Genomic DNA, 24,424 nt, shown 5'->3' with positions numbered 1-24,424 from the left:
ATTTTATTTAAAAAATTGGTTGATTACCAACCGCCAGATGCGCCACCGCCACCAAAACCGCCTCCACCGAATCCTCCGCCAAAGCCGCCACCGAATCCTCCGCCTGAGCTTCCTCCAAAACCACCGGACCCACTACTTCGCCCCATATTACTAAGTATTATCATATCCCAAATGTCGAATCCGCCAGAACGTTTTCCGCCATTACGGCCACCACCACGCTTATTTCGGTTGGAGAGAATAATAAGTATAACAAAGAAGATGATAAAGGGGAGAAACGAACGAATCGGAAATCCGCCGCTATCATCAAAAGTTCTCTCCTCATCAAATTCACCGTTTAATACCTGAAAAATAGCATCTGCCCCCTGGTCGAGGCCTCCATAGAAATCGGCATTTTTAAACTGGGGTACGATGATGTTCTCGATAATTCTGCGCGACATGGCATCGGTAAGGCTACCTTCTACTCCGTAGCCTGTGTTAATAGCGATACGCCTATCATCTTTGGCGAGCAATACTAGAACTCCGTTGTCTTTTCCGGCTTGACCAATTCCCCATTTTTGGCCCCATTGAGCGCCTAGATAATTGATGTTTTCTCCTTCCGTAGAATTGATAATTGCCACTACAATTTGGGTAGAGGTACTATCTGAATAACGTACTAGCTTCTGCTCTAAATTTTGCGCCTGCCCTGCGGATAAAAGGTTTATATAATCGTAAACACTGGTCTGTTTCGAAGGTTTCTCCGGAATCTCGAATTGCGCCTGTAGAAGACCAAAGCAAAGTAGAAAAAGGGATAGTAAGCTAACCTTTAGATATCTCATTGCTAAGTTCGTTTTCATCGTCTTGTTGCCAAGGGAAATGAGTGTTAAGTTCTTCACCGGCCTTTAGTATTCCGTCAACGATGCCTTGTTTGAATTTACCGTTTTTGAACTGTAATTGAATAGCGTCTTTAGTCGTGTTCCAAAAATCTTTTGGCACTACGGCGTCGATACCACGGTCACCAAAAATGGCGAACTTTCTATCGTTGACAGCTACATAAATGAGAACGCCGTTGTCATCTTTGGTGTTATCCATCTTGAGCATATGAAACACCTCTTTGGCGCGCACCATGATATCAAGGCGGGTATGTGCTTCGATGTGCACCCGAATCTCTCCTGAAGTATTCTTTTCAGCTTCAAGAATGGCCTGGACTACTTCTTGTTCTTCATCTTGGGTTAAAAAGTCTTCGACTCTTGACATGGGTTTAATTGAACTCAAAGTTTACATCCGGGGCATTTTCAGAACCGGCATCGGCCTTATAACGTGCCATCTCTTCAAATCCGAAAAGACCTGCCAACAATTTACCAGGGAATTTTGTGGTATGAATATCATAAAGGTTCACTTTTTCATTAAAGCGATCCCTAGCCACATTAATACGGTTTTCGGTACCTTCTAGCTGTGATTGAAGTTCAAGAAAATTTTGATTCGCCTTAAGCTCGGGGTAGCGTTCTACCACTACCATTAATTTACTTAGTGCCCCGGTAAGTCCGCTCTGTGCTTCTTGAAAAGCAGCGATATTTTCTGGGGTAAGATTATTGGCGTCAATATTTGTGGAGGTCGCCTTTGCTCTAGCCTCGATTACATCTTTTAAGGTGCCTCTTTCAAAATCGGCCGCCCCTTGAACCGTTTTGACCAAATTACCGATCAGATCATTTCTTCGTTGGTACGAGCTTTCTACGTTAGACCATGCTGTTTTGGCGTCGGCCTCAAGTTCAACGGCGGTGTTGTTAAAGCCAACGGCCCATTGGTAAATGCCAAATGCGATGACGACGAGCACGATAAGTGCGATCAAACCTTTTTTCATTGTTCTGTGTTTTAGTAAATATAATTATGTAGTTAAGGGTTTTTGCTTAAATAATAGTCTTTGCCCTATACGACGGTAAGTTGAGCGGTTCGTTACAATTGATCCTTGATTTTTATCAGCTCTGACTTGATGAGCTCTAATTTATCAATGATTTCAAATTTGCCAAGAGTCTTTTGACGATTTTCTTTTAAGTGGGTCTTTGCGCCATCTAACGTAAAGCCTCTCTCTTTGACCAAATGGTATATCAATTTGAGGTTGGTAATGTCTTGTGGAGTGAATTTCCGGTTTCCTTTGGCGTTCTTTTTCGGCTTGAGGGCATCAAACTCTTTTTCCCAAAAACGAATGAGGGAGGTATTAACACCAAATGCCTTGGCCACTTCGCCAATACCGTAATATCTTTTTTCTGGGAGCTCTATTTGCATTAATCCAATGATTGATTTTCTTGTGCGGCATATTTGAGCATGTTCTCAAATTCTTTGGCCGTTAAACTACCGTAATAAAAATTGATAGGGTTGATCCGTTCTTCGTCTTTCCAAACTTCATAATGCAAGTGAGGTGCCTCTGAACGCCCTGTGTTACCTACAAAACCTATGAGGTCGCCTCGTTTTACCCGTTGCCCTTTTTTAACGTTGTATTTGCTCAAATGGCCATATAATGTTTTATATCCGTACCCATGGTCAATTCGAATGTGCTTACCGTAACCCGAAGAACCATTGTCAGCACGAATCACTTTACCGTCACCCGGTGCATAAATAGGAGTACCCTTAGGTGCGGAAAAATCCATACCTCGGTGCATTTTACGTGCTTTGGTAAACGGGTCTGAACGCCAACCGAAACCGGAAGCCATTCGCTTTAAATCTTCGTTGTTCACCGGCTGAATAGCAGGTATGGCCATTAAAAGCTTTTCTTTCTCTTCGGCCAGTTTCGTGACTTCATCCAAAGATTTTGACTGTATCGCCATTTGTTTTTTGATAATATCAAGCCTTTTTGTAGTCGCTTTTATCATTTCAGAATTATTAAAACCTTCAAGCGATTTATATCGGTTGACCCCACCAAAACCAGCTCGTCGTTGTTCTTCAGGTATAGGGTTTGCTTCAAAATATAGTCTGTAAATGTTGTTGTCTCGATCTTCGATATTGGCCAGAACCTCTTCTATTTGGCCCATTTTACGATTTAATAAATCAAACTGAAGCTCATAGTTTTTGACTTCACGTTGTAGAGAAAGTTCCCTTGGAGTATTGATGAGATTAGTATTCATTAAAAGTACCAAGGCCATCAACCCGAAGAGAAATGAGCCCAAAATAAAAAATGCAATATTACGATAGCGCCGTGATTTCTGCGGTTCGATTTTCCGATACGAAAGCGTATCGGGATCGTAATAGTACTTTACTTTAGACATGAATCTATTTTATCCTATTTTTGTGGCGTTTTGGCGGCACAAACAAATATAAAAATTGTTTTGTTTATAACGTCAAAATTTATAAAACCTTATAATTTTCTATGACTTCCAAAGACATTCGAAGACAGTTCTTAAGTTTTTTTGAAGATAAAAAACATAAAATCGTGCCGTCGGCCCCGATGGTTCTCAAAGATGACCCTACGCTTTTGTTTACCAATGCGGGCATGGTTCAATTTAAGGAGTATTTTTTAGGTAACACGATAGCCAAGAACAAAAGGGTAGTCGATACCCAAAAGTGTTTGCGGGTTAGTGGTAAGCATAACGATTTGGAAGAAGTTGGTAAAGATACCTACCATCATACCATGTTCGAGATGTTGGGCAATTGGAGTTTTGGTGATTATTTTAAGGAAGAGGCCATTAAATGGTCTTGGGAACTTTTGACCGAGGTTTTTAAAATAGATACGGATAGTCTGTACGTTTCTGTTTTCGAGGGAAGTGATGATGCGGATAAACTAGGGCTTGATCAAGAGGCTTATGACCTTTGGAAAGCTATCGTACCCGAAGATAGAATTATCATGGGCAATAAGAAGGATAATTTTTGGGAAATGGGCGACCAAGGTCCCTGTGGGCCATGTTCCGAAATTCATGTCGACTTGCGCTCCAAAGAAGAAAAGGCTAAAGTATCCGGTGCCTCTTTGGTAAATGCCGATCACCCTTTGGTGGTCGAGATATGGAATCTCGTTTTTATGCAATACAATCGCAAAGCTGATGGTGCTTTAGAAACGCTGCCGGCCAAGCATGTAGATACGGGTATGGGGTTCGAACGTCTTTGTATGGCACTTCAGGGTGTAAAATCGAACTACGATACCGATGTTTTTAAGCCTATAATCAGAGAGATAGAGGCAATTACCAATTGTAAATACGGTAAGACCGAAAAGACAGATATCGCTATAAGGGTTGTTGCAGACCACATCAGGGCGGTCTCATTTTCAATAGCTGATGGTCAGTTACCAAGTAACACAGGTGCAGGCTACGTTATTCGTAGAATTTTGCGCCGGGCCATTCGGTATGGCTTTACCTTTTTAAGTGCCAAAGGCCCGTTCATGTATCGCCTAGTGAACATACTGACAGATACTATGGGTGACGCTTTTGTTGAATTGAAAGAGCAAAAGCAATTGATTGAAAATGTGATTAAAGAAGAAGAACATTCTTTTTTAAATACGTTGGAACAGGGGCTCGTGCTCTTAGATCAAGTGATCGCAAGTGCCAAGAGTAAAGAAATAGATGGTAGAAAGGCTTTTGAGCTTTATGATACCTACGGTTTCCCCATTGATCTTACCGCATTGATTCTTTCTGAAAAAGGATATAGCTTAGATGAGGCCGGTTTTGAAAAGGCGATGCAAGAGCAGAAAAACCGCTCAAAATCGGCTTCCGAGATTTCCAAAGATGATTGGGTAGTACTTTCTGGCGATTCAGAGCAGGAGTTTGTTGGGTACGATGTGCTCGAGGCCAATGTAAAATTGGTGAAGTACAGAAAAGTTACTTCTAAAAAGGCAGGTGAGCAGTTTCAGTTGGTGTTCAATCTTACCCCGTTTTATGCAGAAGGTGGTGGGCAAGTAGGAGATAAGGGCTATCTAGAAGTGCCTAACGGTGATGTGATTTATATTATAGACACCAAAAGGGAGAATAATGAGATAATACATTTCACTAAAAATTTACCTAAAAGCTTAAATGAAACTTTTAGAGTTGTAGTAGATAAAAAGCAACGTAATCGTACAGAGGCGAATCACACGGCAACTCATTTATTACACCAGGCATTACGTGAAGTACTGGGCAAACACGTAGAGCAAAAAGGTTCAGCGGTACATTCGAAATATTTGAGGTTTGATTTTTCGCATTTTTCTAAATTAACCGTCGACGAACTACATGAAGTAGAAAATTTTGTCAATGCAAGAATCGAAGGGCAGTTGCCATTTGTTGAAAACCGGAGCGTGCCCATGCAAAAAGCACTTGAAGAAGGCGCAATGGCATTGTTTGGTGAGAAATATGGTGACACGGTACGAACGGTGAGATTCGGACAATCTATGGAACTTTGCGGAGGTACCCATGTCAAGAACACAGGTGATATATGGCATTTCAAAATTAAATCAGAAGGGGCCGTCGCGGCAGGTATTCGAAGAATTGAAGCTATTACTTCAGATGCGGTAAAAGATTTTTTCGAGGAAAATAATAAGACCTTACTTGAAATAAAAGAGGTGCTGAACAATGCGCAAGACCCCGTAAAATCTGTGTCCTCTTTGCAGGAGGAAAATGCTAAACTGAAAAAGGAAGTTGAAAACTTGCTCAAGGAAAAGGCTAAAAATCTAAAAGGCGATTTACAGAACGAACTACAAGAGGTAAACGGAGTTCAGTTTTTGGCCAAGAAAATTGATTTGGATGCCGCGGGAATCAAAGACCTTTCCTTTGAAATGGGACAGAACCAAGACAATCTCTTTCTTCTCTTTGGTACGGAACAAAACGGAAAAGCATTATTGTCTTGCTACATTTCTAAAGAGCTAGTGGCTTCAAAAGATTTGAATGCAGGAACCATTGTGAGGGAGCTGGGGAAATTCATTCAAGGCGGTGGTGGTGGCCAACCTTTTTTCGCTACCGCCGGTGGCAAGAACCCGAGTGGTATAGTTGAAGCACTTGAAAAGGCCAAGGGTTATATTTCGTAAACAACTAAACAAAAAACATGATGAAAAAGCTGATTTTAATCTTATTGGTTTTTTCATCATGTGTGGATAGATTCACGAAGACTGAAAATCTATCTAAGACCACTGAACCGCAACCAAGGACCGAACTGACCCAACTCGAAAAAAATAAGATTGATAGCCTCTGGAAGAGAGCAAATAGGGTAGGGTTACATTCCGTTGAAAGGCAGTTGATATTAGACTCTATTCTTCAAATCAAGCCAGACTCCGCCTATTTCTGGCAACAAAAGGCAATGCCGCTTTATAAGGCAAGAAAATACTCTTTGGGGAAGCCTTTTTTAGAGAAAGCCGTAAAATATGATTCTGCAAGGTATTTGCCTTACAGCGCTTTTATGAAATGCTTGTTCTCCAAAGAATACGAAGAGTCCATCGCCGAATTTAATGAAGTGAAAAGAAAGTTCGGTGATAGCTATGTAATGGATCATACCTATAACTTTTATATGGGTCTTGACTATCTTCAGCTTAATCAATTTTCAAAAGCAAAGGAATTTTTGGAAAAAAGTAAAAATCAGCAATTCGAAGATTTTCCTAATGATCCACCCCATGAAGCCTGCCATTATATGGATTGGTTCTATTTGGGAATCGCAGAATTTGAACTTAAGAATTACCGAAAAGCAATTGCTTGTTTCGACGAATCGCTAAAAGTATATGAAAAATTTGCAGATGCAAAGTATTACAAAGCCATATGTCTTTATCAGCTTGGTGAAGAAGATGAAGCCAAAGACTTGGTGAAAATAGCCCGTTCAGAGGCTAGCAATACGATAAATGAAGACCAAGTGATATATGAGATATATCCGTATCAAATTTTTCATAGGTTGAGTCGGCATTCTCGAATAGACCCGGAAAACTAAAGAACGAATGAAACTTCAGACTCAAATACCATTAAAAAAAACTGAAAACCCAATCGATTATAAGAGTCGATTATTGCTATTGGGTTCTTGTTTTTCGGATAATATGGGAAGCAAGTTTGATTATTTTAAATTTCAACAGCTTCAAAACCCTTTCGGGATTTTATTTCATCCAGTGGCCATTGAAAATTTACTAGACCGTACGATTCACAAAAAAGGCTATACCGAAGAAGAAATATTCTTTCTAAACGACCGCTGGCAATGCTTTGATGCCCATTCTGATTTAAATAGTGACGACCCTGCTTCTTTGTTGAAGAAATTGAACCAAGGGTTGAAATCTACCTATGAAAATCTTCAAAATACAAGTCATATTTTTATAACATTGGGTACGGCTTGGGTGTACCATAATCTTGGTGCCGATAGGGTAGTGGCCAACTGCCATAAAGTACCTCAATCAGAATTTTCAAAACACTTGCTAAGCGTTGACAAAGTTTCTCAATGTTTAAGACGAATACTTCAGCTTGTTCAATCGGTCAACCCAAATGCGAAAGTAATTTTTACCGTTTCCCCGGTGCGTCATTTAAAGAATGGATTTGTAGAGAACCAAAGAAGTAAAGCGCATTTGATTTCGGCGGTACACGATATTTTGCATGAAGGTGCTCTGTATTTTCCATCGTACGAAATACAGATGGATGAGCTGAGGGATTACCGCTTTTATAAAGAAGATATGGTACACCCGAATCAATTGGCCATAGATTATATTTGGGAAAAGTTTAAGGAAGTTTATATTTCTGAGGATGTCTTCAAGATAATGGATGAAGTTGATTCCATTCAAAAAGGACTACTGCATCGGCCCTTTCAACCCGATTCGGAACAGCACCGTAAATTCTTGAGAAATTTAGGAAACAAGATAGAGCGGCTACAAAATCAGTTTCCATTTATGAGTTTTTGGGCGTCTGCGTTTTTGATTATTATTTTCTATTGTAACTTCATCTTATGAAAAAAATCTTCTTAGGAGTTGTTATAACATTGGCTGCCGTTTTCATTTTTCGTTCTTGCACCGAAGATAAAAAAGAGCGTTCCATCCTTCAGGAAAACTCGATGCTGATACAGCAGCAGATAGATAATGTTTCAAAGCTAGTCGTTACAGAAGGTCACTTTGCCGAGGTATATAATTACAAAGATTCTAAAATGCTCTTTGGGCCTTTAATTTCAGCACAGAAAAAAGCTTTGGTAGTGGTGAATGCCGATGTAACAGTGGCTTATGACTTAAGCCAGATTGAATTTGAGGTCGATGAAGAAACGAAGACTTTGCGTATAAAAAGTATTCCCGAGCCAGAGGTGAAAATCAATCCAGATTTTGAGTATTATGATGTGACCTCCGATTATTTGAATATGTTCGAAGCATCCGACTATAACAAAATAAAGAAGAACGTAACGGCCTCGCTTATGAAAAAGGTCGAAGCTTCGTCTTTAAAGGCTAATGCCCAAAACCGATTGTTGAGCGAGTTGCAAAAGTTCTACATTCTCACAAACTCTATGGGCTGGACTTTAATCTACAAAAACGAGGTAATCGACCAAAACCTGCCAGAGGTGCTTCTCAAAGATTAAATTTTATTTGGTGAATGTTTTTGCCCAAACAATATATTGCTCCCAATCGTAATCGGTAACATCGTGTTTGCCATTTCGTATGTGGTAGGCCACGGTTTTTTGAATGGGTTGTTCAACATCAGGCATGTTCGTTGCGGTGACCCCTTCTTTACCGTATAACTCATATACTTTTGATGCATAGTGCGTGGACAAAAATTCGCCTTTTGGGTCGGCCCATTGGTCTTCAACAGCACTTGCTACGTACAAAGGTCGTGGAGCCATTAAGGCCAATAACTGATGTTGATCCACCGGTAATGTGCGTTCGTTGTCATTGTATTTTTTAAAGCTGTCGGCAAACCAATGCGGGAAGGAAGTGTTGATGCGCTCTACAGTTTCACCGAACTTTCTTTTCGACAGGGCTGCCCCGCCGCAACCAGAATCGTTACTTATTACGCCCGCAAACCTTTTATCGGTAGCACCGGCCCACAATGCCGCTTTGCCCAAGCGTGAATGCCCGAATACGATTACATCTGAGATATTACCATCATTTTCAAGATAGTCCATGGCCTTGCTTAAACCGAAGGCCCATGCGGCAATGCTTCCCCATTCATTGGTTTTAGGTTTATCTTGCCCTTCTTGGTAAAAAAGTTGGTGTACACCATCTGAAAAATCATTTTTGTCTGGGTCAACCTCTCCATAATATATAGTGGCAAGTCCGTAACCATTGTCCAACATTTTTTCTATGGCCCAACGGTGGGTTCTTACACTTCTCGTGTTTTCGCTGGCTTTGTTGTCGGTAATTCCGAAGGTTTTGTTATTTGACACCCAAGCTTCCGTAATCGGTACTTTAGGGTCTGTGGTTACCGTGTGGTTTCCATAAAAGTTATACCCTAAAAATACGGGAGCCGTGGGGTTGCCTTTGGGTAAGTAAATGAGCATATTATAGGTGATGGTACGCTTGTTTTTCTTCAAACTTATAGCGACCTGTTTCCGCCGGGCCTTGCCCCCATAGGCATCGTTGCTCTCTTCTAGAAGTTTAAAAGAGTATTCATCTAAGCGATCGGGTACTTTGCCATAAACCTGTTTTTCAAAGAATTGAAGTATTTCAAACCTTCGGTTTTCTTCCCACTGCTGTTGGGTTTCTATTGCGTTCCCACTAAAGGAGGTCAATAGGTCGGGCAGTTGAAATTTGGGCACTTTAGTTTCGTCGTAATTGTAACTTTCTTCTGGTTGGGCAAGGGCCATGGCGCTGAGGAATAAGAGGGCGAAAAAAAAATGGTTTTTCATGGTGTTCGGTTTGGCAATTTGATTTCCTTTAAATCTGGTCTATACTTCTCGGTCATTCTATTTGCTCAGCTTGAAATACTTCATTCGCTAAGTTCAGGCCATCATCGATGAGGTGACCTAATTTTGGACTGTTTAATTTCACGGTTTCTAGATGCTCGGCTATATCTTTGGCAAAACCATCATCTCCGTTAATTCGTGCCAATTCATAGAGTTCTATCGATAAGAGCCAGTCTTTTGGGTAGTGTTCCCGTACCGCGTCAAACACTTTATGTCGAGAAATAGTGGTGTTTTTGCCTTCCCTAAAATGTCGTATTTGCTCGTAGTATTGTTCTAATAGAGACTGTTCTATCATTTTATCGGCTTTTTCGGAGGAGTCCGAAATCGAATGGGAGACCAGGTCAAAACTGTTAAGGTCAGCTATGCCATGAAATGCCGATACTATTTCTTGGCCCACGGCCATACTATACAGTTCTTCATTTTTAGATTCGAACAGTATATTTTCTTTATGCGTAACCACACAATTTTTAAAGGTAACCAGAATAATTTCTCCTTGAAGATTACGGGTTCCAGTAATAATCTCACCTGATATCTTAATATGGCCTACAAACTCTAAGGATACTGTTTGACCTTCGAATATATTATAAGCCTTTAAATCTCTAGGGCTCATGTCTTCGATAGCAATGTTGATGCCTTTGAGCTTTCCTAGAGGGGAGCCAAAGCCATTAGCGTGTCGGTTGGTACTATGCCCAACCAATTCTTTCTCATGAAAGGCTAAAGCTGTTTTTCCCTTAGTTTGAAAATACACGGGTTTGCCCTCATGTTCAATCACGCTTTCAAAATTACCTGAAATTTGCAAACCGGTACTGAGTTCAATAGTGCCCAGCTCTTTAGATTCAATTAGTTTTTTGATGCCGCTCAGGCCTCCCGTTCTTAATGCCATAGTATTGGCGAAATCTTCTAAAACCTGACTTAAAAATGCAAAATCGGGGGTGACAAAAAGTTGAGGTTGGGGTTTGGTAATATCGAAGGGAGTATAGGCAGCTTCAATGCTGTAAGGTACCTTTTTCACCTTGTCGGTCATGCACCAAGCACTTTCTCCGATAGATGATAGAAGTCCGGCACCATAGATTTTCGGCTTATCAGTAGTGCCGATTAATCCGTATTCAACAGTCCACCAATGCAAATTACGAATCAGGGCAATCTCACTGGGTTCGCCCATATTTTGCTGTAATTCTTCAATTCGTTTCTCTGCCTCTTCAATTTCCGTTTGAGGTGTTCCCGATGCTTCTTTGATGATAGACAGATGTCTTACCGCTTCATAAAGTTCAAAGTCTTTGGCATTGGAAATGGCCTTGCATCCTATTTCTCCGAACCTTCTTAAATATTCTGCGTATTCCGGATTGGCAATTATAGGCGCGTGCCCTGCACCTTCATGAATAATATCCGGTGCTGGTGTGTATTCGATATTTTCAAGCTGTCGAATATCCGAAGCAATGACCAAAACATTATAGGCTTGAAACTCCATAAAAGCGGAAGGAGGTATGAACCCATCAACAGCGACGGCTGCCCAACCGATTTCTTTGAGAATACGGTTCATGCCATACATATTCGGAATATGGTCAATGGAGATGCCCGTTTTTTTCAATCCCTCTAGATAAGAGTTATGAGCTACTTTACTAAGGTAGTCCACATTCTTTCGCATAACGTAGCGCCACACGGCTTGGTTTATTGCCGTGTAGTTGCCATAATTCTGTGGTTTAATGTATTGCCTTAAATGTTTAGGCAATTTATCTAAAACAGGATTACTTTCGTATGACATAAAAAGGGTCTTTCTACAAAGTTACAAAATGCGGTTTAGTCGGTAAGTTAGGCTGAAATTTACTATTGATGTTACAAAAAAAAGCCCTTCTTTATATTAAGAAAGGCTTTATGTTTTTCAAGGCTGCAAAATTATCGGGCAGCCATAGTATTTGGTGGATATTGCATTAATATCTCAGAAACAAATTCTTTTATACGCGCTTCTTTCTTTTCGATATTGCTAATATTACCAAGGTTGCCAACACCTTTACCTTGCCATACCAATTCTTTGCTATTGGCATCGATAAGGTCTATGTACAATGAACCTTCGGTACGGGTAGAAACATTGTTGCCTCCCCAGCCTGGGCCCCAACCGGCACCCCAATAGTATGGGCTCCAGCCCCAACCGAAACCTCCGCCCCAGTAATTATTATAAATATCGACCTGTTCTTTTTCTTTAGTGAATATGCTTACGAGAATATCGGGGTTTTCAGATTTGACAAAGCCTCTTTTGCCCATTTCAGATTCAATGGCGCGAAGAATTCGCTTTTTGTCCAAATCTGAAATTTGCGCCTTATCGATACCTGTTTTATAAAAAGCATACGAATTATAGGTGTTGAAATCGGCTTCTTTATCGTAATCGGAAAGTACTTGTACAGACGAACAAGAGCTTAGGAAGAGTAGAATAAGCATCGGGACCGCCAAAATTTTAATCTTTTTCATATTTTTTTATTTGGAGTTAAGAAATGTATGTTTAAAATAGTCTCAAATATCGTGCCGAAGGCCTTGGTTTATCAGATGCCTTTCTTGATGTCGAAACCATAGGGGCAGTGTCTGCAGCCGCTTTCACAGCAATAGCCTCTTTTGAGCAAGTACTGTGCCGTAAAAACTTTGTATCCTTGTTCAGAAAAATAATAGTCGCCCTCTTCTAAGGGAATGATTTTTTTCATCCTTCGATTTTCTTTTCAATAGCACTGTTATTATAATCAAATAAAAAGTTATTTCATTGGTTCTGTGGCCACAACCCAGCTTTTGGTTAGCTGCATAATTACCTTTGAAGTTACTTCAAATTGTTAATAACAGCCAAAGTTAGTTGTAAAAAACATACATTTTATAGTTGTTTATGGTGTTTTTAACGAGTAAATGCAATTGTTGGCAACAAATTTGAGTTAAGAGGCATGGCGGTGTATTAACAATTAAATTTGTTTACCTCCGTTTAAACCTTAGATTATGATCTTAGTTTTTAAACATTTTTTTTATAAGAACTATGTAGGGCTTTCCCTATGGCCCTTTATCTTTCTAAAGCACGATAGATTGAAAGAAGACATTGTTTTAATCAATCATGAGCGTATACACCTTAAACAGCAGCAAGAACTGTTGATTGTTTTCTTCTATATTTTTTATATCGCCGAGTGGCTCGTACGTACGGTTTTATATTTCGATAGCTACAAAGCCTATCAGAACATAAGTTTTGAGCGAGAGGCGTATGAGAATGAAAAGAACCTTGATTATACTACACAGCGTAGACCTTTGGCCTTTATTAAATATCTTTGGGGCACAGAATATGCCTAGTTGAAAGCCATTACCGATAAAATACCACTTTCTATTGCTGAGAAAAAAAAGGTCTCTTTGTTTCTACGTCGAGAAGACTTGCTACATCCACAGATTTCTGGTAATAAGTTTAGAAAACTCAAATACAATTTAGAGGCGGCCAAGGCGAAAGGCCACGAAACTTTATTAACGTTCGGTGGAGCCTTTTCGAATCATATTGCTGCCACGGCCTATGCGGGCAAGTTTCATAACTTGAAGACTATTGGTGTTATTCGCGGGGAAGAATTGTTGGAAAATTGGCATGAAAATCAAACATTAGAACTGGCCCATGAACAGGGCATGCAATTTAAGTTTGTTACCAGAGAGGCTTATCGAAAGAAAAACGATGTTTCATTTATCGATGGTCTAAAATCAGAGTTGGGTGAATTTTACTTGCTTCCCGAAGGTGGTACTAATTCACTTGCCGTTAAAGGATGTGAAGAAATATTGAACGTTGAAGATAAAAACTTTGATTATGTCGCCTGTGCTGTCGGAACTGGAGGTACTATTGCCGGAATCAGTAATTCAGCTGTTGATACTCAAAAGGTTTTGGGATTTCCTGCACTTAAAGGAGATTTTTTAAAAGAAGATATTTGTAAATTTGCCACAAAGGAAAACTGGAGTCTGTGTTCAGATTACCATTTTGGTGGTTATGCCAAGGTGACTACTCAGTTAATCAATTTTATTAATGAGTTTAAAAAGGCAACCTCAATTCCTTTAGATCCTATATATACTGGCAAAATGATGTTTGGTATATTAGATTTGATTAAACTGGACTATTTCCCTCCTGGCTCTAAAATTTTAGCCATTCACACAGGCGGTTTACAGGGTGTAAAGGGAATGAACGAGAACTTGAAAAAGAAAAATCTTCCATTGATATGCGTGTAGCACGTAGACTTCTACTATTGTCCGTTCTGGGCATTTTTTTTATAGGATGTAAAACAAAACGCACGGTTTCTCAGAACAGAGAACGTGAACGACCCAAACCTATGGTCGTTGAGACCAAAGAGGAGGTAAGGAAGGTAGATGACGGACTTTACATTATGCCCGAGGATACGGGAGAATTTATACGATTTGATATTTCTTCCCCAGAAGAGTATGTTCGTACGTTTTCTGAAATTGCCCAAATGGAAATGAAAGCTTACGGTATTCCTGCTAGTATCACGTTGGCACAAGGGCTTTTAGAAAGTGGTATTGGTAAAGGAGCGCTTGCATTAAAGACCAATAACCATTTTGGCATTAAATGCCATACCGGTTGGCAAGGCGATTACGATTTTCATGATGATGATGAAAAAGGGGAATGTTTTCGTAAATACAATCATCCGATGTATTCTTATCGTGACCATAGCATTTTCTTGAAAAACCGCTCTCGATATGCATTTTTGTTCGATTACCCCTCAGATGATTATAAACGATGGGCAAAAGGCCTCAGGCAGGCCGGTTACGCGACCGATAAGCGCTATCCCCAAAAATTGATAGCATTGATAGAACGCCATGAACTATATCGGTATGATAAGGCTGTGCTCGGTGAAGGCTATGGCAAACAAAGCCATGAATCAGTTGTAGTAAAAGCAGCACCTGACTTTCACATTGTACAACAAGGTGATACTCTATATTCGCTTTCCAAGAAATATGCTGTTTCCGTTGATGAACTGATGCGGTGGAACTATATGTACGACACCAATATTTCCGTTGGTCAAAAACTTACCGTTAAAACTGAGAACTATAACAAGTGACCGGCCCAGTGATCACTTTTAGTTAACTAACAAACAAAATTTTATCTATGATTTATAAGAGAAGTAGTGCCCTTTTTGCAGAGGCCCAAAAATATATTCCTGGTGGTGTAAATTCACCCGTACGTGCATTTAAGGCTGTTGGTGGTGATCCAATTTTTGTAAAGGAAGCAAAAGGAGCATACCTCTATGATGAAGATGGTAACCGTTTAATCGATTATATCGCTTCTTGGGGTCCACTGATTTTGGGTCATGCCTACGAACCCGTCATAAATGCGGTAATCGAAAAGGCTAAAAAGGGAACTTCTTTCGGGATGCCTACGGAAATAGAAACCGAATTAGCGAAACTGGCAGTGTCTATGGTACCGAATATCGATAAGATTCGTTTCGTGAATAGTGGTACGGAGGCCTGTATGAGTGCTATTCGTTTGGCTCGAGGTTATACCGGTAAAGATAAAATCATCAAGTTTGCAGGTTGCTATCACGGCCATTCTGATTCGTTCTTGATTCAGGCGGGTAGTGGAGCCGTCACTTTTGGCAGCCCGAACAGCCCAGGGGTTACTCAAGGTACGGCAAAAGATACTTTGTTGGCCAAGTATAATGATTTGCAGAGTGTTCGTGAGTTGGTCAGAGCCAATGATGGTGAGATCGCTGCAATTATAATTGAACCTGTAGCGGGCAATATGGGTTGTATAATTCCTAAGGATGAGTTTATAAACGGACTTCGTCAGATTTGTACCGAAGAGGGAATTCTATTGATTTTTGATGAGGTGATGACTGGTTTCCGATTAGGGAAGGGCGGTGCACAAGAAGCGTTAGGGGTCGATGCCGATATTCTTTGTTTTGGTAAAGTAATTGGGGGCGGATTACCCGTTGGTGCTTTCGCTGCCCGAGCCGATATCATGTCGCACTTGGCACCTGAAGGCCCCGTTTATCAAGCCGGTACTTTAAGCGGAAACCCATTGGCCATGGCCGCCGGGCTGGCCATGTTGACAGAACTCAACGGTACCCCTGAAGTATTCGAAAGCCTTGATAAAAAAACAGCTTATCTGCACGAAGGCTTTGATACGGTACTAAAAGAAAAAGGGTTGCCTTACCAAATCAACCGATTCGGCAGCATGATTTCAGTGCATTTTACCGAAGATCCAGTAGTAGATTTTGAAACTTCGGCAAAAGGAAACAACGACACTTTCAAGAAGTATTTTCATGGTATGCTTGAGCAAGGCATTTACTTGCCACCAAGTGCTTTCGAAAGCTATTTCTTGAATGATGCAATAAGCTATTCCGATTTAGACGTTACCATTGATGCACTAAAGAAACTAGATTTGTAAAAGCTGTTGCTAAGGTTGAATTTTCAAATAATCCATAACGGCGTCGTTACCATTTAATGCCGTATCGGGCATAGGGTTTTTTGAAGTGAAAACCTTGAGTTCTTCGGCAGGTAATATGGTGACGAAATCTTCTTGGTATCCTTCAGCGTAAGGTATGTTTCCCATACTTAAATTCAGGTGGTGACCAAAGAAGTTATATGCTGCCGTTCGCTTAGAGTAGCCATAATCATGTTTCTCGGTCGGAAGATGAACATTTTCCACCTTATGCTCCGCGTCGTACAAAGCGTATACTTTTTGAATGTATGGGTATTCGACTCGAGGGGTATTACGAGTCCAATCTGCACCATCGGAAACCAGTAACATTGGGCGTGGTGCGCAAAGGGCGGCTATTTCAACATTACTGGTCTGATGGTTTTTACTTTTATGGATGGGCATTCCGCTTTCACAAACACATCCTCCAAAGAAATGCGCCGAAACCTGAACGACCGGGGCAGAAGCTTTAATGCGGTCATCGATGGCGGTAAGTACAAAGGTTTGGGTGCCACCGCCAGAACCACCGGTCATGCCAATTCTATCGGCATCGATATCGGGTCTTGATAGCAAATAATCCAAAACCCTTTGGCTGTTATACGTTTGTAGTAAAAGAGCTATTGGCATTTTGTGCTCTACCTGTTTGCTTTCTCCATAACCGACCATGTCGTAGGCAAAAACAATGGCCCCCATTCGGGCCAGTACCGCCGCCCTTTTTTGAATATAGTGCGTAAATCGTTTATCGGGAAAGTGACCATGCGGAGAGAGTATGCCGGCAAATGTGCTCTTATCTGAAATTGGCCGATAAAGATTACCTGTTACATAGAAACCCGGAAAACTTTCAATTGCAATATTCTCTACGGTATACCCGTCCATTTCCCTTTTGTTATTTATAATTGTATTAAGGTTTCCTTCTACTTTTGGCATTTTATCTAACTGTAGCCCCTCGATGATACCTGATTTTATTTGGGCGGCACGAGTTTCCCAAGTGGTAAGGTCGTTCCATTCAGAAGCAAACTTTTTAAGCATCAGGTTGCCTTCATCCTCGGTCCAATAGCGACCCATACAAAGCATATTTTCTTGGGCATAAAAACTTCCCGTAAAGAGAAAAAGAAAGGTTAGCGCTATAGTAAACTTGATTTTCATAAGGCTATTCAACTTTAGTATTACTTACAAATGCAATGTGTTTACCGTCTGGTGACCAGCTGGGTACATTAATGGTTCCTTGACCTCCGTACAGATAGGCAATTACTTTTATACGCCCACCATCAACTGGCATTGTTCTTAAATAAACTTGTTTGTAAAAGGGGTGGGCACTTGCATCTACTTCTGGTAAGTAGGATAGAAAAACAATCGATTTGCCATCGGGCGAAATATGTGGGAACCAATTTTGAAGGTGGTCGTCGGTCAGCTGCTCTTGTTCGCTACCATCGGGTTTCATCCGCCAAAGTTCCATAGAACCGGTTCTGGCTGAGTTAAAATAAATGTATTTGCCATCAGGGCTGTATTCCGAACCGTCATCTAACGTAGATTCATTGGTCAATTTTATTTCTTCGCTACCACCGTCGGAAGCAATTTTGTAAATATCGTAAACGCTATTTCTTCCTCCCGTAAAAGTGAGCCACTTCCCGTCAGGTGACCAGCCGTGCAAATAACTTGGGCCTGTAGGGGTTATTCTTTTTGGCTTTCCCCCATCTACAGGCAAGGTATAAATTAAAGACCCATATTCTTCTTCTCCGCTGGCACTACTGATGCCGAGCATTTTTCCGTCAAAAGAAAGTACATGGTCATTATTGTTGCTTTGAACGAAATCGGTATTCAGTTGGACTACTTTTCCGTTCGCTAAATCATAGTTGAAGATGAGCCCTTCACTATTGTAAATTAGGGTTTTGTTATCTGGAGTCCAATTCGGAGCTTGAATGGAATTGGTAACCGTGTGAAGTATTTTTCGTGTACCCGTGGCAACGTCCATCCGTTCTAAATGGCTTCCGAGATAATCTTGATAGGGAATAAGGTCAGTAGGTGCCGGTAGAACAATACGTACATTTTCAAAGTTGGCTTTCTCGACTACATCTGCATTATGTGAGCAAACGAAAAGACCCGAATACACCTCTTCGGGAAATTCAAAGTGCGGAATTTCGACCGTCCAAAATGGGTCACCATATTTAGCAACACTTAATAGAAAGGAACTTTCTCTTCTTTCCAACTGAATAATATCGGGCATTTTAACGGGCGAAGTGACCTCTTCCACTTGTTTACCATTTTCTTTGCGAAACTGAATGGAGGTGAGACCATCACCATGTACGGTTGCACAGACCATTGCAGAACCAGTATCAAGACCGGTACGCACCATCCAACCCAATTTTCGATGAGGGTCTACACCATGACCGATGAATTTCGCCCGGGTTCGTAGAATGAAATCTCCGTTAAGTTTTTTATAAGCGTAGTGAAATTCATCTTTGTCAAACCAGATGTTGGCTCCAGAACCTGAAAGTTCATAGGTTCGCGATTCACTATCATAGGTAGTTGATCCCTTATGTTTAACGGCACCCACATCACCGGTGTTATTAAAAATACCTGAGATATTTTGTGCATTGACAAATACGGCCATACAACAAAAAAGTATGGTCTGAAGCGATTTCTTGGTATGCATTTTCCCTTTAGTTTAGTGGTTGAGTACAAGGTAGCATGGTAATTATGCAGAACCTCAGTGTGTTAAGTAACAACTAAAGATAAGGGATTGTAGTTAAAGTTTTGGTATAAAATATTTTCAGTCCGGTCGAGCTTGTGCCCAACCATACTATTAGTATGTGGCCTTTAAGTTGACTTGGGTTAAGATTTTCAAAATAAAAAAGGGCAGATCTTTACGACCTGCCCAATTCTGTTCTCCATAAAATGAATTATACTATCACATTTTTATAATATTTTTTTCGCAACCAGAATGAAACCTTTACCAAAAGAATAAGCGCTGGAACTTCTACTAACGGACCTATTACACCGGCAAAGGCCTGACCTGAATTAAGCCCGAAAACAGCTATGGCTACTGCAATTGCGAGTTCAAAATTGTTGCCTGCCGCGGTAAATGCAACTGACGCTGTTTTATCATACTCGGTGCCTGTAGCCTTGGTAACAAAGAACCCAATGATGAACATTAACGTAAAATAAATCAATAGTGGAACTGCTATGATCAAAACATCAAGAGGAATCTGAACAATAAGCTCCCCTTTGAGCGAGAACATGATTACAATAGTGAAAAGCAAGGCTATAAGGGTCATAGGTGAAACCGCAGGAATAAATTTAGTCGTGTACCATTCTTCACCTTTAAGCTTGACCAAAATTAACCTACTTAGAATGCCCAGTAGAAAAGGTAAACCTAGATAGATGGCCACACTTTCGGCAATTGTTCCTATGGAAATGTCAACAATAGCTCCTTCGAACCCAAAATAAGGTGGAAGTACGGTAATAAAAATGTAGGCATAAAAGCTATAGGCAAATACTTGAAAAATGCTGTTCAAGGCCACCAGACCTGCACCATATTCACTACTGCCTTCAGCAAGGTCGTTCCACACCAAGACCATGGCTATGCAACGGGCCAAACCTATTAAGATTAGACCGACCATATATTCCGGGTAATCCCTAAGAAAAGTGATGGCCAAAAGAAACATGAGTACTGGCCCTATAATCCAATTTAGCAATAAGGAAATGGATAAGATTTTGGTGTTCCGAAAAACTTTAGGAAGTAAGGCGTAATTCACCTTAGCCAATGGCGGGTACATCATTAATATCAGCCCTATGGCTATAGGTATATTCGTCGATCCACTACTAAATGAATTAATAAATTCGGGAAACGTTGGAGAAAAATACCCGATACCAACACCAACAGCCATGGCGAAAAATATCCATAAAGTTAGATTTCTATCGAGAAAACTCAATTTTTTTTCAGCCATAGTTACGATTGAATTTGAGAGAATACATAAAACAACTCCGTAGCAATTTGAATACTTCGTTCTTCATACTTCTCAGCCTGTTGGGGAGTGTTGTCGAAAGCCTTAGGGTCTTCAAATGTTATTGGAATTCGCTTTTCTGCCCCTGCAATAAATGGACAGCCACCATCGGCCTGCGAACAAGTCATAATAGCTGCAAATTGAGAAGTAGGATTGAATTCACTATCCAATTTTTTTGAAAAACCTATAACAGGATGTTCATTCTCTGAATATTTAATGCTATAAATAGGATTTTCGGTTTCTGAAATTTTAGAAACCTCAAAACCGGTATTCGCAAGCGTTTTGGCTACCATAGGAAAAAGAGCTGTACTTTCAGTTCCACCAGAATAGCAAAAAACATTTCGAACATCGAAGTGATAGGCTAAAGTCTGTGCCCAAATTTGTGATAGATGACTTCTGCGAGAGTTGTGGGTACAGATGAAATTAATGCGAATATCTTCTTTCGTGTCTACTTTTTGTTGAATGAATTCAACAAGCGGTTGTAGTGTTTTTTTACGTTCTTCAGAGATGGTTTCAACGTTCAAAGCTGAAATGGTGTTCTCTATATTTTGATATAATGACATCTAAATAATTGTATTATTGATTAGCAGCATCCACTGCCTGGAGTACAAGTATTGGCAGCCTGTGTTTCGATAACTTTCAACTCAGGTTGTTCGGGAATGCCACAGTTTTCTTTTGCCAAGCAGTCGGTTTGCTTGGTGGTCAAAAGAAAGTTTGTGCCGTCAAAATCCAACCCGAATTTTTCAATGGTACGACCTTGGTATTCTACCTCTATCTCTAAGTCGCCAATGTTTAATTTGTTTTGAGACAATTCTATAATATCTACTAATTTTTCGGGATGAAGTCTATGATCGTAATCGTTGGCATTCCATAATTGAAAATTAACGACCTCTTCGTTTCTGACCGTACCTCCGCAGTCAATAAAGTTTTTGGTTACTTTACCTACCTCGGTTACATGAAAATGTCGGGGAACCAATTCACCGTTCGGTAATTTAAAGGCAATTTTTTCTAGCTGCTTAAGGGTTTCTTTAATTTCAGATAAATTCATAGTAGTCTTCGTTTTATTTAATCTTAATATTGCAATTTTACGATTAATGGAACCAAATTTTTTAACAACAGTTCTGATTGCTCGTAATGTCTTGATTTAAAAATTCTAACATCGTTTCCTTCATACTACTCCAATTCTCTACAGCTATACAATAACATACACTGGTACCTTCAACATTACCTTTTATAAGGCCCAAATGTTTAAGTTCTTTTAGATGTTGGGATATTGTGGGTTGGGCCAAGCCAATTTCGCTGACCAAATCTCCACAGAAACAGGTTTTGAGTTTGAACAAATATTGTAGAATTGCCACCCGGGCCGGATGCCCGAAAACCTTGGCGAACAATGCTATTTCGTTTTGTTCATCAGTGAACATTTCAGTTTTGGCTAATCCCATCTCTTTAATTATTACATTGCAATATTACGATTAAATAATATAGCATCCAAATTTGTGTTTTTTAATTAACTTTTCAGCTCTCTATTCAATGTTATACGTGGTAAAGATTCAAGGTTGAACTGCCTATCTATTTTATTCCACCAATTATAAGCGTTCTCTTTGGTCAGGGTATTTATGGCCTCTTGGGCGAACTTGTTTTTGAGGTCCGCAAGAAACTAAATAGTGATTTTTTTATAAGATAGATTCGTTTTAATCAAGATGGCTAAGCTATGAAAGACTGCTTGCTTTAGCTCGTATTATTTTATTTCTATTTCAGAGGGTGGGTTTCTTCTTCAAAATCTATGGCATATTAAAACTAGTTGGCTTTTTTAAAACGCATTACGGGTATTTCGTTCATAAGCAGTTGTAATTTACCTTCTTCATCAAAACCATAGGCATTGATTTTTTTCATCATGTTCAAAAATACTTTTTCGCCTTCACCGCAATACATCAAGGTCGAAGGGCCAGGTTCGCCAAAAGAGATGGCATTACCATTGAGGTTAAAAGGCGCCGAGTACCCGTTACAACTGCTATTGCCTACTACTGTATTATTTTCTGAATTGAAGTTTATAATAGGTTTTTTATTCGGATAAAGTGCATGAAAGGCAATACGAGGGCCCGATATATACTCAAGCTCCCATGTAGCGTTATAAAAATCTATATTGGGTATTTTGTTTTGAGATTTACATGAGAACAAAATAATGGGTATTATTAGAATTATATATTTAATCTTCATTTGAATAAATTTATAGTTGTGATTTATCATTTTATTGAACATGGAATGGGAAAAACAACAAACATGCCATGTTAGAACTATCTTAGTAACTACATACCATTAGAAGAAAGTTTATCGGAATTTAAGTGTTGTTTTGAATTAAGTATTTGATTTCTTTCCAGGTAATCAACTTTATGTCATTTTTCTTTAATAACGCACGGCTTTTTTCGGTTGTGAAAAAATCAAGGTCAATTTGACGCCACTCTGAGCCAAAATTTGGATGGTTAATGGTTACGCCTTTCATTTCATCGTCATTAAAGGCCGGGTGAATTAAAATTAAATTAACCCCATACCCCATATTTTCAATAGACTTCTTATAATAATCGTACAGTTCTCCATTCTCAAAATATTTAAATTCACCAAAGTAAGTATGGTCTATGGTGTAATCACTATCACTCAGGTTCGTCTTGGGGTCTAGACCTACCATTTGCAACAATTGTTTGTTGAGAAAAACAGGTAAATTAAATTGTTCACCTAGATTTTTATAGATTTTGAAGAATTCAGGGTGAGCCCCCACGCTGTACATATGCGAATCTAGATGGGTCGGTTCAAGTCCGAATTCAAGTGCTTTTTTTATTTGTGCCTCAAGTTCTTTAGCAATATCTGCTGCAGAAGCATTTTGTCTAAGTTTCTCCCGCGATTTATAAAAGTGACCATTTTCATCAACAAGACTGGGCACTTGGGATACAGGTAACACTGGTCCGAATTTGTAGTTTTCCCATTCACAGGTAAGGGTTAAATGAATTCCGTAATCGTATTGGGGGTTATTTTTTGCATAAAGGGCCATTTCATAATACCATGGGCAAGGTACCATAATACTATACGAATTCACAAAACCGTCTTCTAGGGTTTTAATTGTCGCCCTGTTCTCTGAGTGCGATAGCCCCGCATCGTCGGCATGAATAATGAGAAGTTTAGTGTTTTTCGGGTAACCTAATTTTTTCAATAAATCCATTTCAGTATAAGATAATGTTTGGATAGAACCAATGTTTCGAAGATACTCAAATTGAGATTTTAAACACTCGTTCCACCTAATGCATGCTGTAAAGTTTTCATAAAAAAAGCCACTCTAAATTGAGTGGCTTTTTATATTCTGCAGTTAAATAGAATTACTTTCTTGAGTGACGTTCTTTTCTTTTATCACGTCTTTTACCTGATTTTTTCTTTTTATGCATGTTCATTTTTTGCCATTTTTGATACTGCTCTTCGGAAAGCACATTTTTCATCTCGGCTTTGTGAGCTATCATCTGGTCCAATTTTTCATTTTGCATAGCATAGCGTTCATCAGCTGTCGGTTTTTTCACCTCACCTTTTTCTTTTGCAGCTTTTCGCTCTTCCATTTTGGCTTTTCTCATTTTGGCATGCTCCAAATTAAGGGCCATAACTTTAGATTGCTGATTTTTGTCAAGGTCAAGTGCCAATGTGAGCTTTTTGGTCTGTAACGTTGCGGCCTGTTCAGGACTAAGTTCTTTCATGTGACCTCTTTCTGGGTTATCACCTTTTTGAGCCATGGCGGTTACGCCAACCATACATAGTAGTATTACAATAACTTTCTTCATTTTTCTATTTTTATAAATTAACACCTATATGACCGTTCAATATCTCTTTGGTTTAATGGGCTATTTTAAATTATATATTTTTTAACAGCCTATGATTTCATTTTCGGGCACAAAAAAAGGGTGTGAAATCACACCCTAATAAGTAGGTTTGTTCGAATTTAATATTGTTAATCTATCGCCTCAACATTTGAAATTTGTTCCACATCCGCAGATGCCATTTCAGAAGCTTGGGGTGCTTCAGTGTTGGTTTCGTTATAATAAATAATCGATGCAAGAATAAATGCGGCTAAGTATATTGAACTTTTAAATCTTTCAGACATGGGACGTGTGTTTTTGATTTCTGGTACTAAAGTATATAAAACTTAAGCTCAAAAACGCGAGTTGTTGCGTAAGACGTACTTTGTGTGGTC

At 39.7% G+C, this 24,424-nt stretch carries 27 protein-coding genes; 8 read left to right on the top strand and 19 right to left on the bottom strand.

Annotated elements, in window-relative coordinates:
* Positions 1–23 precede the first annotated feature (23 nt).
* From IV512_RS19300 to IV512_RS19280, 5 genes are all read right to left on the bottom strand, one after another.
* Positions 24–815 carry a YgcG family protein gene (locus IV512_RS19300; protein WP_209406334.1) on the bottom strand — a complete coding sequence of 264 codons (792 nt, stop codon included), beginning with the start codon at positions 813–815 and terminating at the stop codon, positions 24–26.
* Positions 796–1,233 carry a TPM domain-containing protein gene (locus tag IV512_RS19295; protein WP_209406332.1) on the bottom strand — a complete coding sequence of 146 codons (438 nt, stop codon included), beginning with the start codon at positions 1,231–1,233 and terminating at the stop codon, positions 796–798. Before IV512_RS19295 ends, IV512_RS19300 begins: the two co-directional genes overlap by 20 nt.
* A 4-nt stretch (positions 1,234–1,237) precedes the next feature.
* Complete coding sequence (locus tag IV512_RS19290) at positions 1,238–1,837, bottom strand: LemA family protein (protein ID WP_209406330.1); 600 nt, start codon at positions 1,835–1,837, stop codon at positions 1,238–1,240.
* 92 nt (positions 1,838–1,929) lie between these two features.
* On the bottom strand, positions 1,930–2,259 hold the full coding sequence (locus IV512_RS19285; protein ID WP_100869565.1) for a MerR family transcriptional regulator: 330 nt from the start codon (positions 2,257–2,259) through the stop codon (positions 1,930–1,932).
* Complete coding sequence (locus tag IV512_RS19280) at positions 2,259–3,236, bottom strand: M23 family metallopeptidase (protein WP_100869564.1); 978 nt, start codon at positions 3,234–3,236, stop codon at positions 2,259–2,261. Before IV512_RS19280 ends, IV512_RS19285 begins: the two co-directional genes overlap by 1 nt.
* A 101-nt stretch (positions 3,237–3,337) precedes the next feature.
* On the opposite strand from IV512_RS19280, the gene alaS reads away from it, so the two are divergent.
* From alaS to IV512_RS19260, 4 genes are read left to right on the top strand one after another with little or no spacing between them, the layout of a single operon-like run.
* Positions 3,338–5,953, top strand: coding sequence for an alanine--tRNA ligase (alaS, locus tag IV512_RS19275; protein WP_209406328.1), 2,616 nt, complete (start codon positions 3,338–3,340; stop codon positions 5,951–5,953).
* A 17-nt stretch (positions 5,954–5,970) separates the two neighbouring features.
* Positions 5,971–6,840: a tetratricopeptide repeat protein gene (locus IV512_RS19270; protein ID WP_209406326.1), complete on the top strand. Its 870-nt coding sequence runs from the start codon at positions 5,971–5,973 to the stop codon at positions 6,838–6,840.
* 7 nt (positions 6,841–6,847) lie between these two features.
* Positions 6,848–7,837: a GSCFA domain-containing protein gene (locus tag IV512_RS19265; RefSeq protein ID WP_209406324.1), complete on the top strand. Its 990-nt coding sequence runs from the start codon at positions 6,848–6,850 to the stop codon at positions 7,835–7,837.
* Complete coding sequence (locus tag IV512_RS19260; protein ID WP_209406322.1) at positions 7,834–8,448, top strand: DUF4230 domain-containing protein; 615 nt, start codon at positions 7,834–7,836, stop codon at positions 8,446–8,448. Before IV512_RS19265 ends, IV512_RS19260 begins: the two co-directional genes overlap by 4 nt.
* Before the next feature lie 3 nt (positions 8,449–8,451).
* Here the strand turns inward: IV512_RS19260 and IV512_RS19255 are convergent, their stop codons facing one another.
* From IV512_RS19255 to IV512_RS19240, 4 genes are all read right to left on the bottom strand, one after another.
* On the bottom strand, positions 8,452–9,714 hold the full coding sequence (locus IV512_RS19255; protein ID WP_245224971.1) for an acetylxylan esterase: 1,263 nt from the start codon (positions 9,712–9,714) through the stop codon (positions 8,452–8,454).
* A gap of 52 nt (positions 9,715–9,766) precedes the next feature.
* Positions 9,767–11,533: an aromatic amino acid hydroxylase gene (locus IV512_RS19250; protein ID WP_209406320.1), complete on the bottom strand. Its 1,767-nt coding sequence runs from the start codon at positions 11,531–11,533 to the stop codon at positions 9,767–9,769.
* A gap of 131 nt (positions 11,534–11,664) precedes the next feature.
* Positions 11,665–12,234, bottom strand: a complete 570-nt coding sequence (locus IV512_RS19245) for a DUF4136 domain-containing protein (protein WP_100869556.1) — start codon at positions 12,232–12,234, stop codon at positions 11,665–11,667.
* Between the two features lie 71 nt (positions 12,235–12,305).
* The gene (locus IV512_RS19240; RefSeq protein WP_209406318.1) at positions 12,306–12,461 is read right to left on the bottom strand and encodes a DUF5522 domain-containing protein; all 156 of its coding nucleotides are present in this window, start codon (positions 12,459–12,461) and stop codon (positions 12,306–12,308) included.
* A 280-nt stretch (positions 12,462–12,741) separates the two neighbouring features.
* Between IV512_RS19240 and IV512_RS19235 the strand changes: the two genes are divergently transcribed.
* The 4 genes from IV512_RS19235 to hemL are packed head-to-tail and all read left to right on the top strand — an operon-like array spanning position 12,742 to position 16,165.
* Positions 12,742–13,083 carry a hypothetical protein gene (locus IV512_RS19235; protein WP_209406316.1) on the top strand — a complete coding sequence of 114 codons (342 nt, stop codon included), beginning with the start codon at positions 12,742–12,744 and terminating at the stop codon, positions 13,081–13,083.
* On the top strand, positions 13,084–13,989 hold the full coding sequence (locus IV512_RS19230; RefSeq protein ID WP_209406314.1) for a 1-aminocyclopropane-1-carboxylate deaminase/D-cysteine desulfhydrase: 906 nt from the start codon (positions 13,084–13,086) through the stop codon (positions 13,987–13,989).
* Positions 13,980–14,837, top strand: a complete 858-nt coding sequence (locus IV512_RS19225; RefSeq protein ID WP_209406312.1) for a glucosaminidase domain-containing protein — start codon at positions 13,980–13,982, stop codon at positions 14,835–14,837. Before IV512_RS19230 ends, IV512_RS19225 begins: the two co-directional genes overlap by 10 nt.
* 47 nt (positions 14,838–14,884) lie before the next feature.
* Positions 14,885–16,165, top strand: a complete 1,281-nt coding sequence (hemL, locus tag IV512_RS19220; RefSeq protein ID WP_209406310.1) for a glutamate-1-semialdehyde 2,1-aminomutase — start codon at positions 14,885–14,887, stop codon at positions 16,163–16,165.
* A gap of 9 nt (positions 16,166–16,174) precedes the next feature.
* On the opposite strand, the gene IV512_RS19215 is transcribed toward hemL, so the two are convergent.
* The 10 genes from IV512_RS19215 to IV512_RS19170 all read right to left on the bottom strand — a co-directional run bounded on the left by IV512_RS19215 (position 16,175) and on the right by IV512_RS19170 (position 24,334).
* Positions 16,175–17,341, bottom strand: coding sequence for a S9 family peptidase (locus tag IV512_RS19215; protein ID WP_209406308.1), 1,167 nt, complete (start codon positions 17,339–17,341; stop codon positions 16,175–16,177).
* A 4-nt stretch (positions 17,342–17,345) separates the two neighbouring features.
* Entirely contained in the window at positions 17,346–18,848 is a 1,503-nt protein-coding gene (locus IV512_RS19210; RefSeq protein ID WP_209406306.1) for a PD40 domain-containing protein, read from the bottom strand.
* Positions 18,849–19,095: 247 nt separating this feature from the next.
* On the bottom strand, positions 19,096–20,142 hold the full coding sequence (gene arsB, locus IV512_RS19205) for an ACR3 family arsenite efflux transporter (RefSeq protein WP_209406304.1): 1,047 nt from the start codon (positions 20,140–20,142) through the stop codon (positions 19,096–19,098).
* A 2-nt stretch (positions 20,143–20,144) separates the two neighbouring features.
* Positions 20,145–20,762, bottom strand: a complete 618-nt coding sequence (locus tag IV512_RS19200; RefSeq protein WP_209406302.1) for a low molecular weight phosphatase family protein — start codon at positions 20,760–20,762, stop codon at positions 20,145–20,147.
* A 20-nt stretch (positions 20,763–20,782) separates the two neighbouring features.
* Positions 20,783–21,247 (bottom strand): DUF6428 family protein, encoded by a 465-nt coding sequence (locus IV512_RS19195; protein ID WP_209406300.1) that lies wholly within the window; start codon positions 21,245–21,247, stop codon positions 20,783–20,785.
* Between the two features lie 61 nt (positions 21,248–21,308).
* Entirely contained in the window at positions 21,309–21,641 is a 333-nt protein-coding gene (locus tag IV512_RS19190; RefSeq protein WP_100869546.1) for a helix-turn-helix transcriptional regulator, read from the bottom strand.
* Positions 21,642–21,996: 355 nt separating this feature from the next.
* Positions 21,997–22,416 carry an META domain-containing protein gene (locus IV512_RS19185; protein WP_209406298.1) on the bottom strand — a complete coding sequence of 140 codons (420 nt, stop codon included), beginning with the start codon at positions 22,414–22,416 and terminating at the stop codon, positions 21,997–21,999.
* 121 nt (positions 22,417–22,537) lie between these two features.
* The gene (locus tag IV512_RS19180) at positions 22,538–23,410 is read right to left on the bottom strand and encodes a polysaccharide deacetylase family protein (RefSeq protein ID WP_209406296.1); all 873 of its coding nucleotides are present in this window, start codon (positions 23,408–23,410) and stop codon (positions 22,538–22,540) included.
* A 154-nt stretch (positions 23,411–23,564) separates the two neighbouring features.
* A complete protein-coding gene (locus IV512_RS19175) occupies positions 23,565–24,014 on the bottom strand; it encodes a hypothetical protein (protein WP_209406294.1) in 450 nt (149 codons plus the stop codon).
* Between the two features lie 167 nt (positions 24,015–24,181).
* A complete protein-coding gene (locus IV512_RS19170; protein ID WP_157813154.1) occupies positions 24,182–24,334 on the bottom strand; it encodes a hypothetical protein in 153 nt (50 codons plus the stop codon).
* Positions 24,335–24,424: the final 90 nt, after the last annotated feature.

Source organism: Pseudozobellia sp. WGM2 (assembly GCF_017810075.1).
Taxonomy (GTDB): Bacteria; Bacteroidota; Bacteroidia; order Flavobacteriales; family Flavobacteriaceae; genus JADNYK01.
Note: the sequence above shows the minus strand (reverse complement) of the source record. Positions and strands in the feature narration are given on the sequence as shown.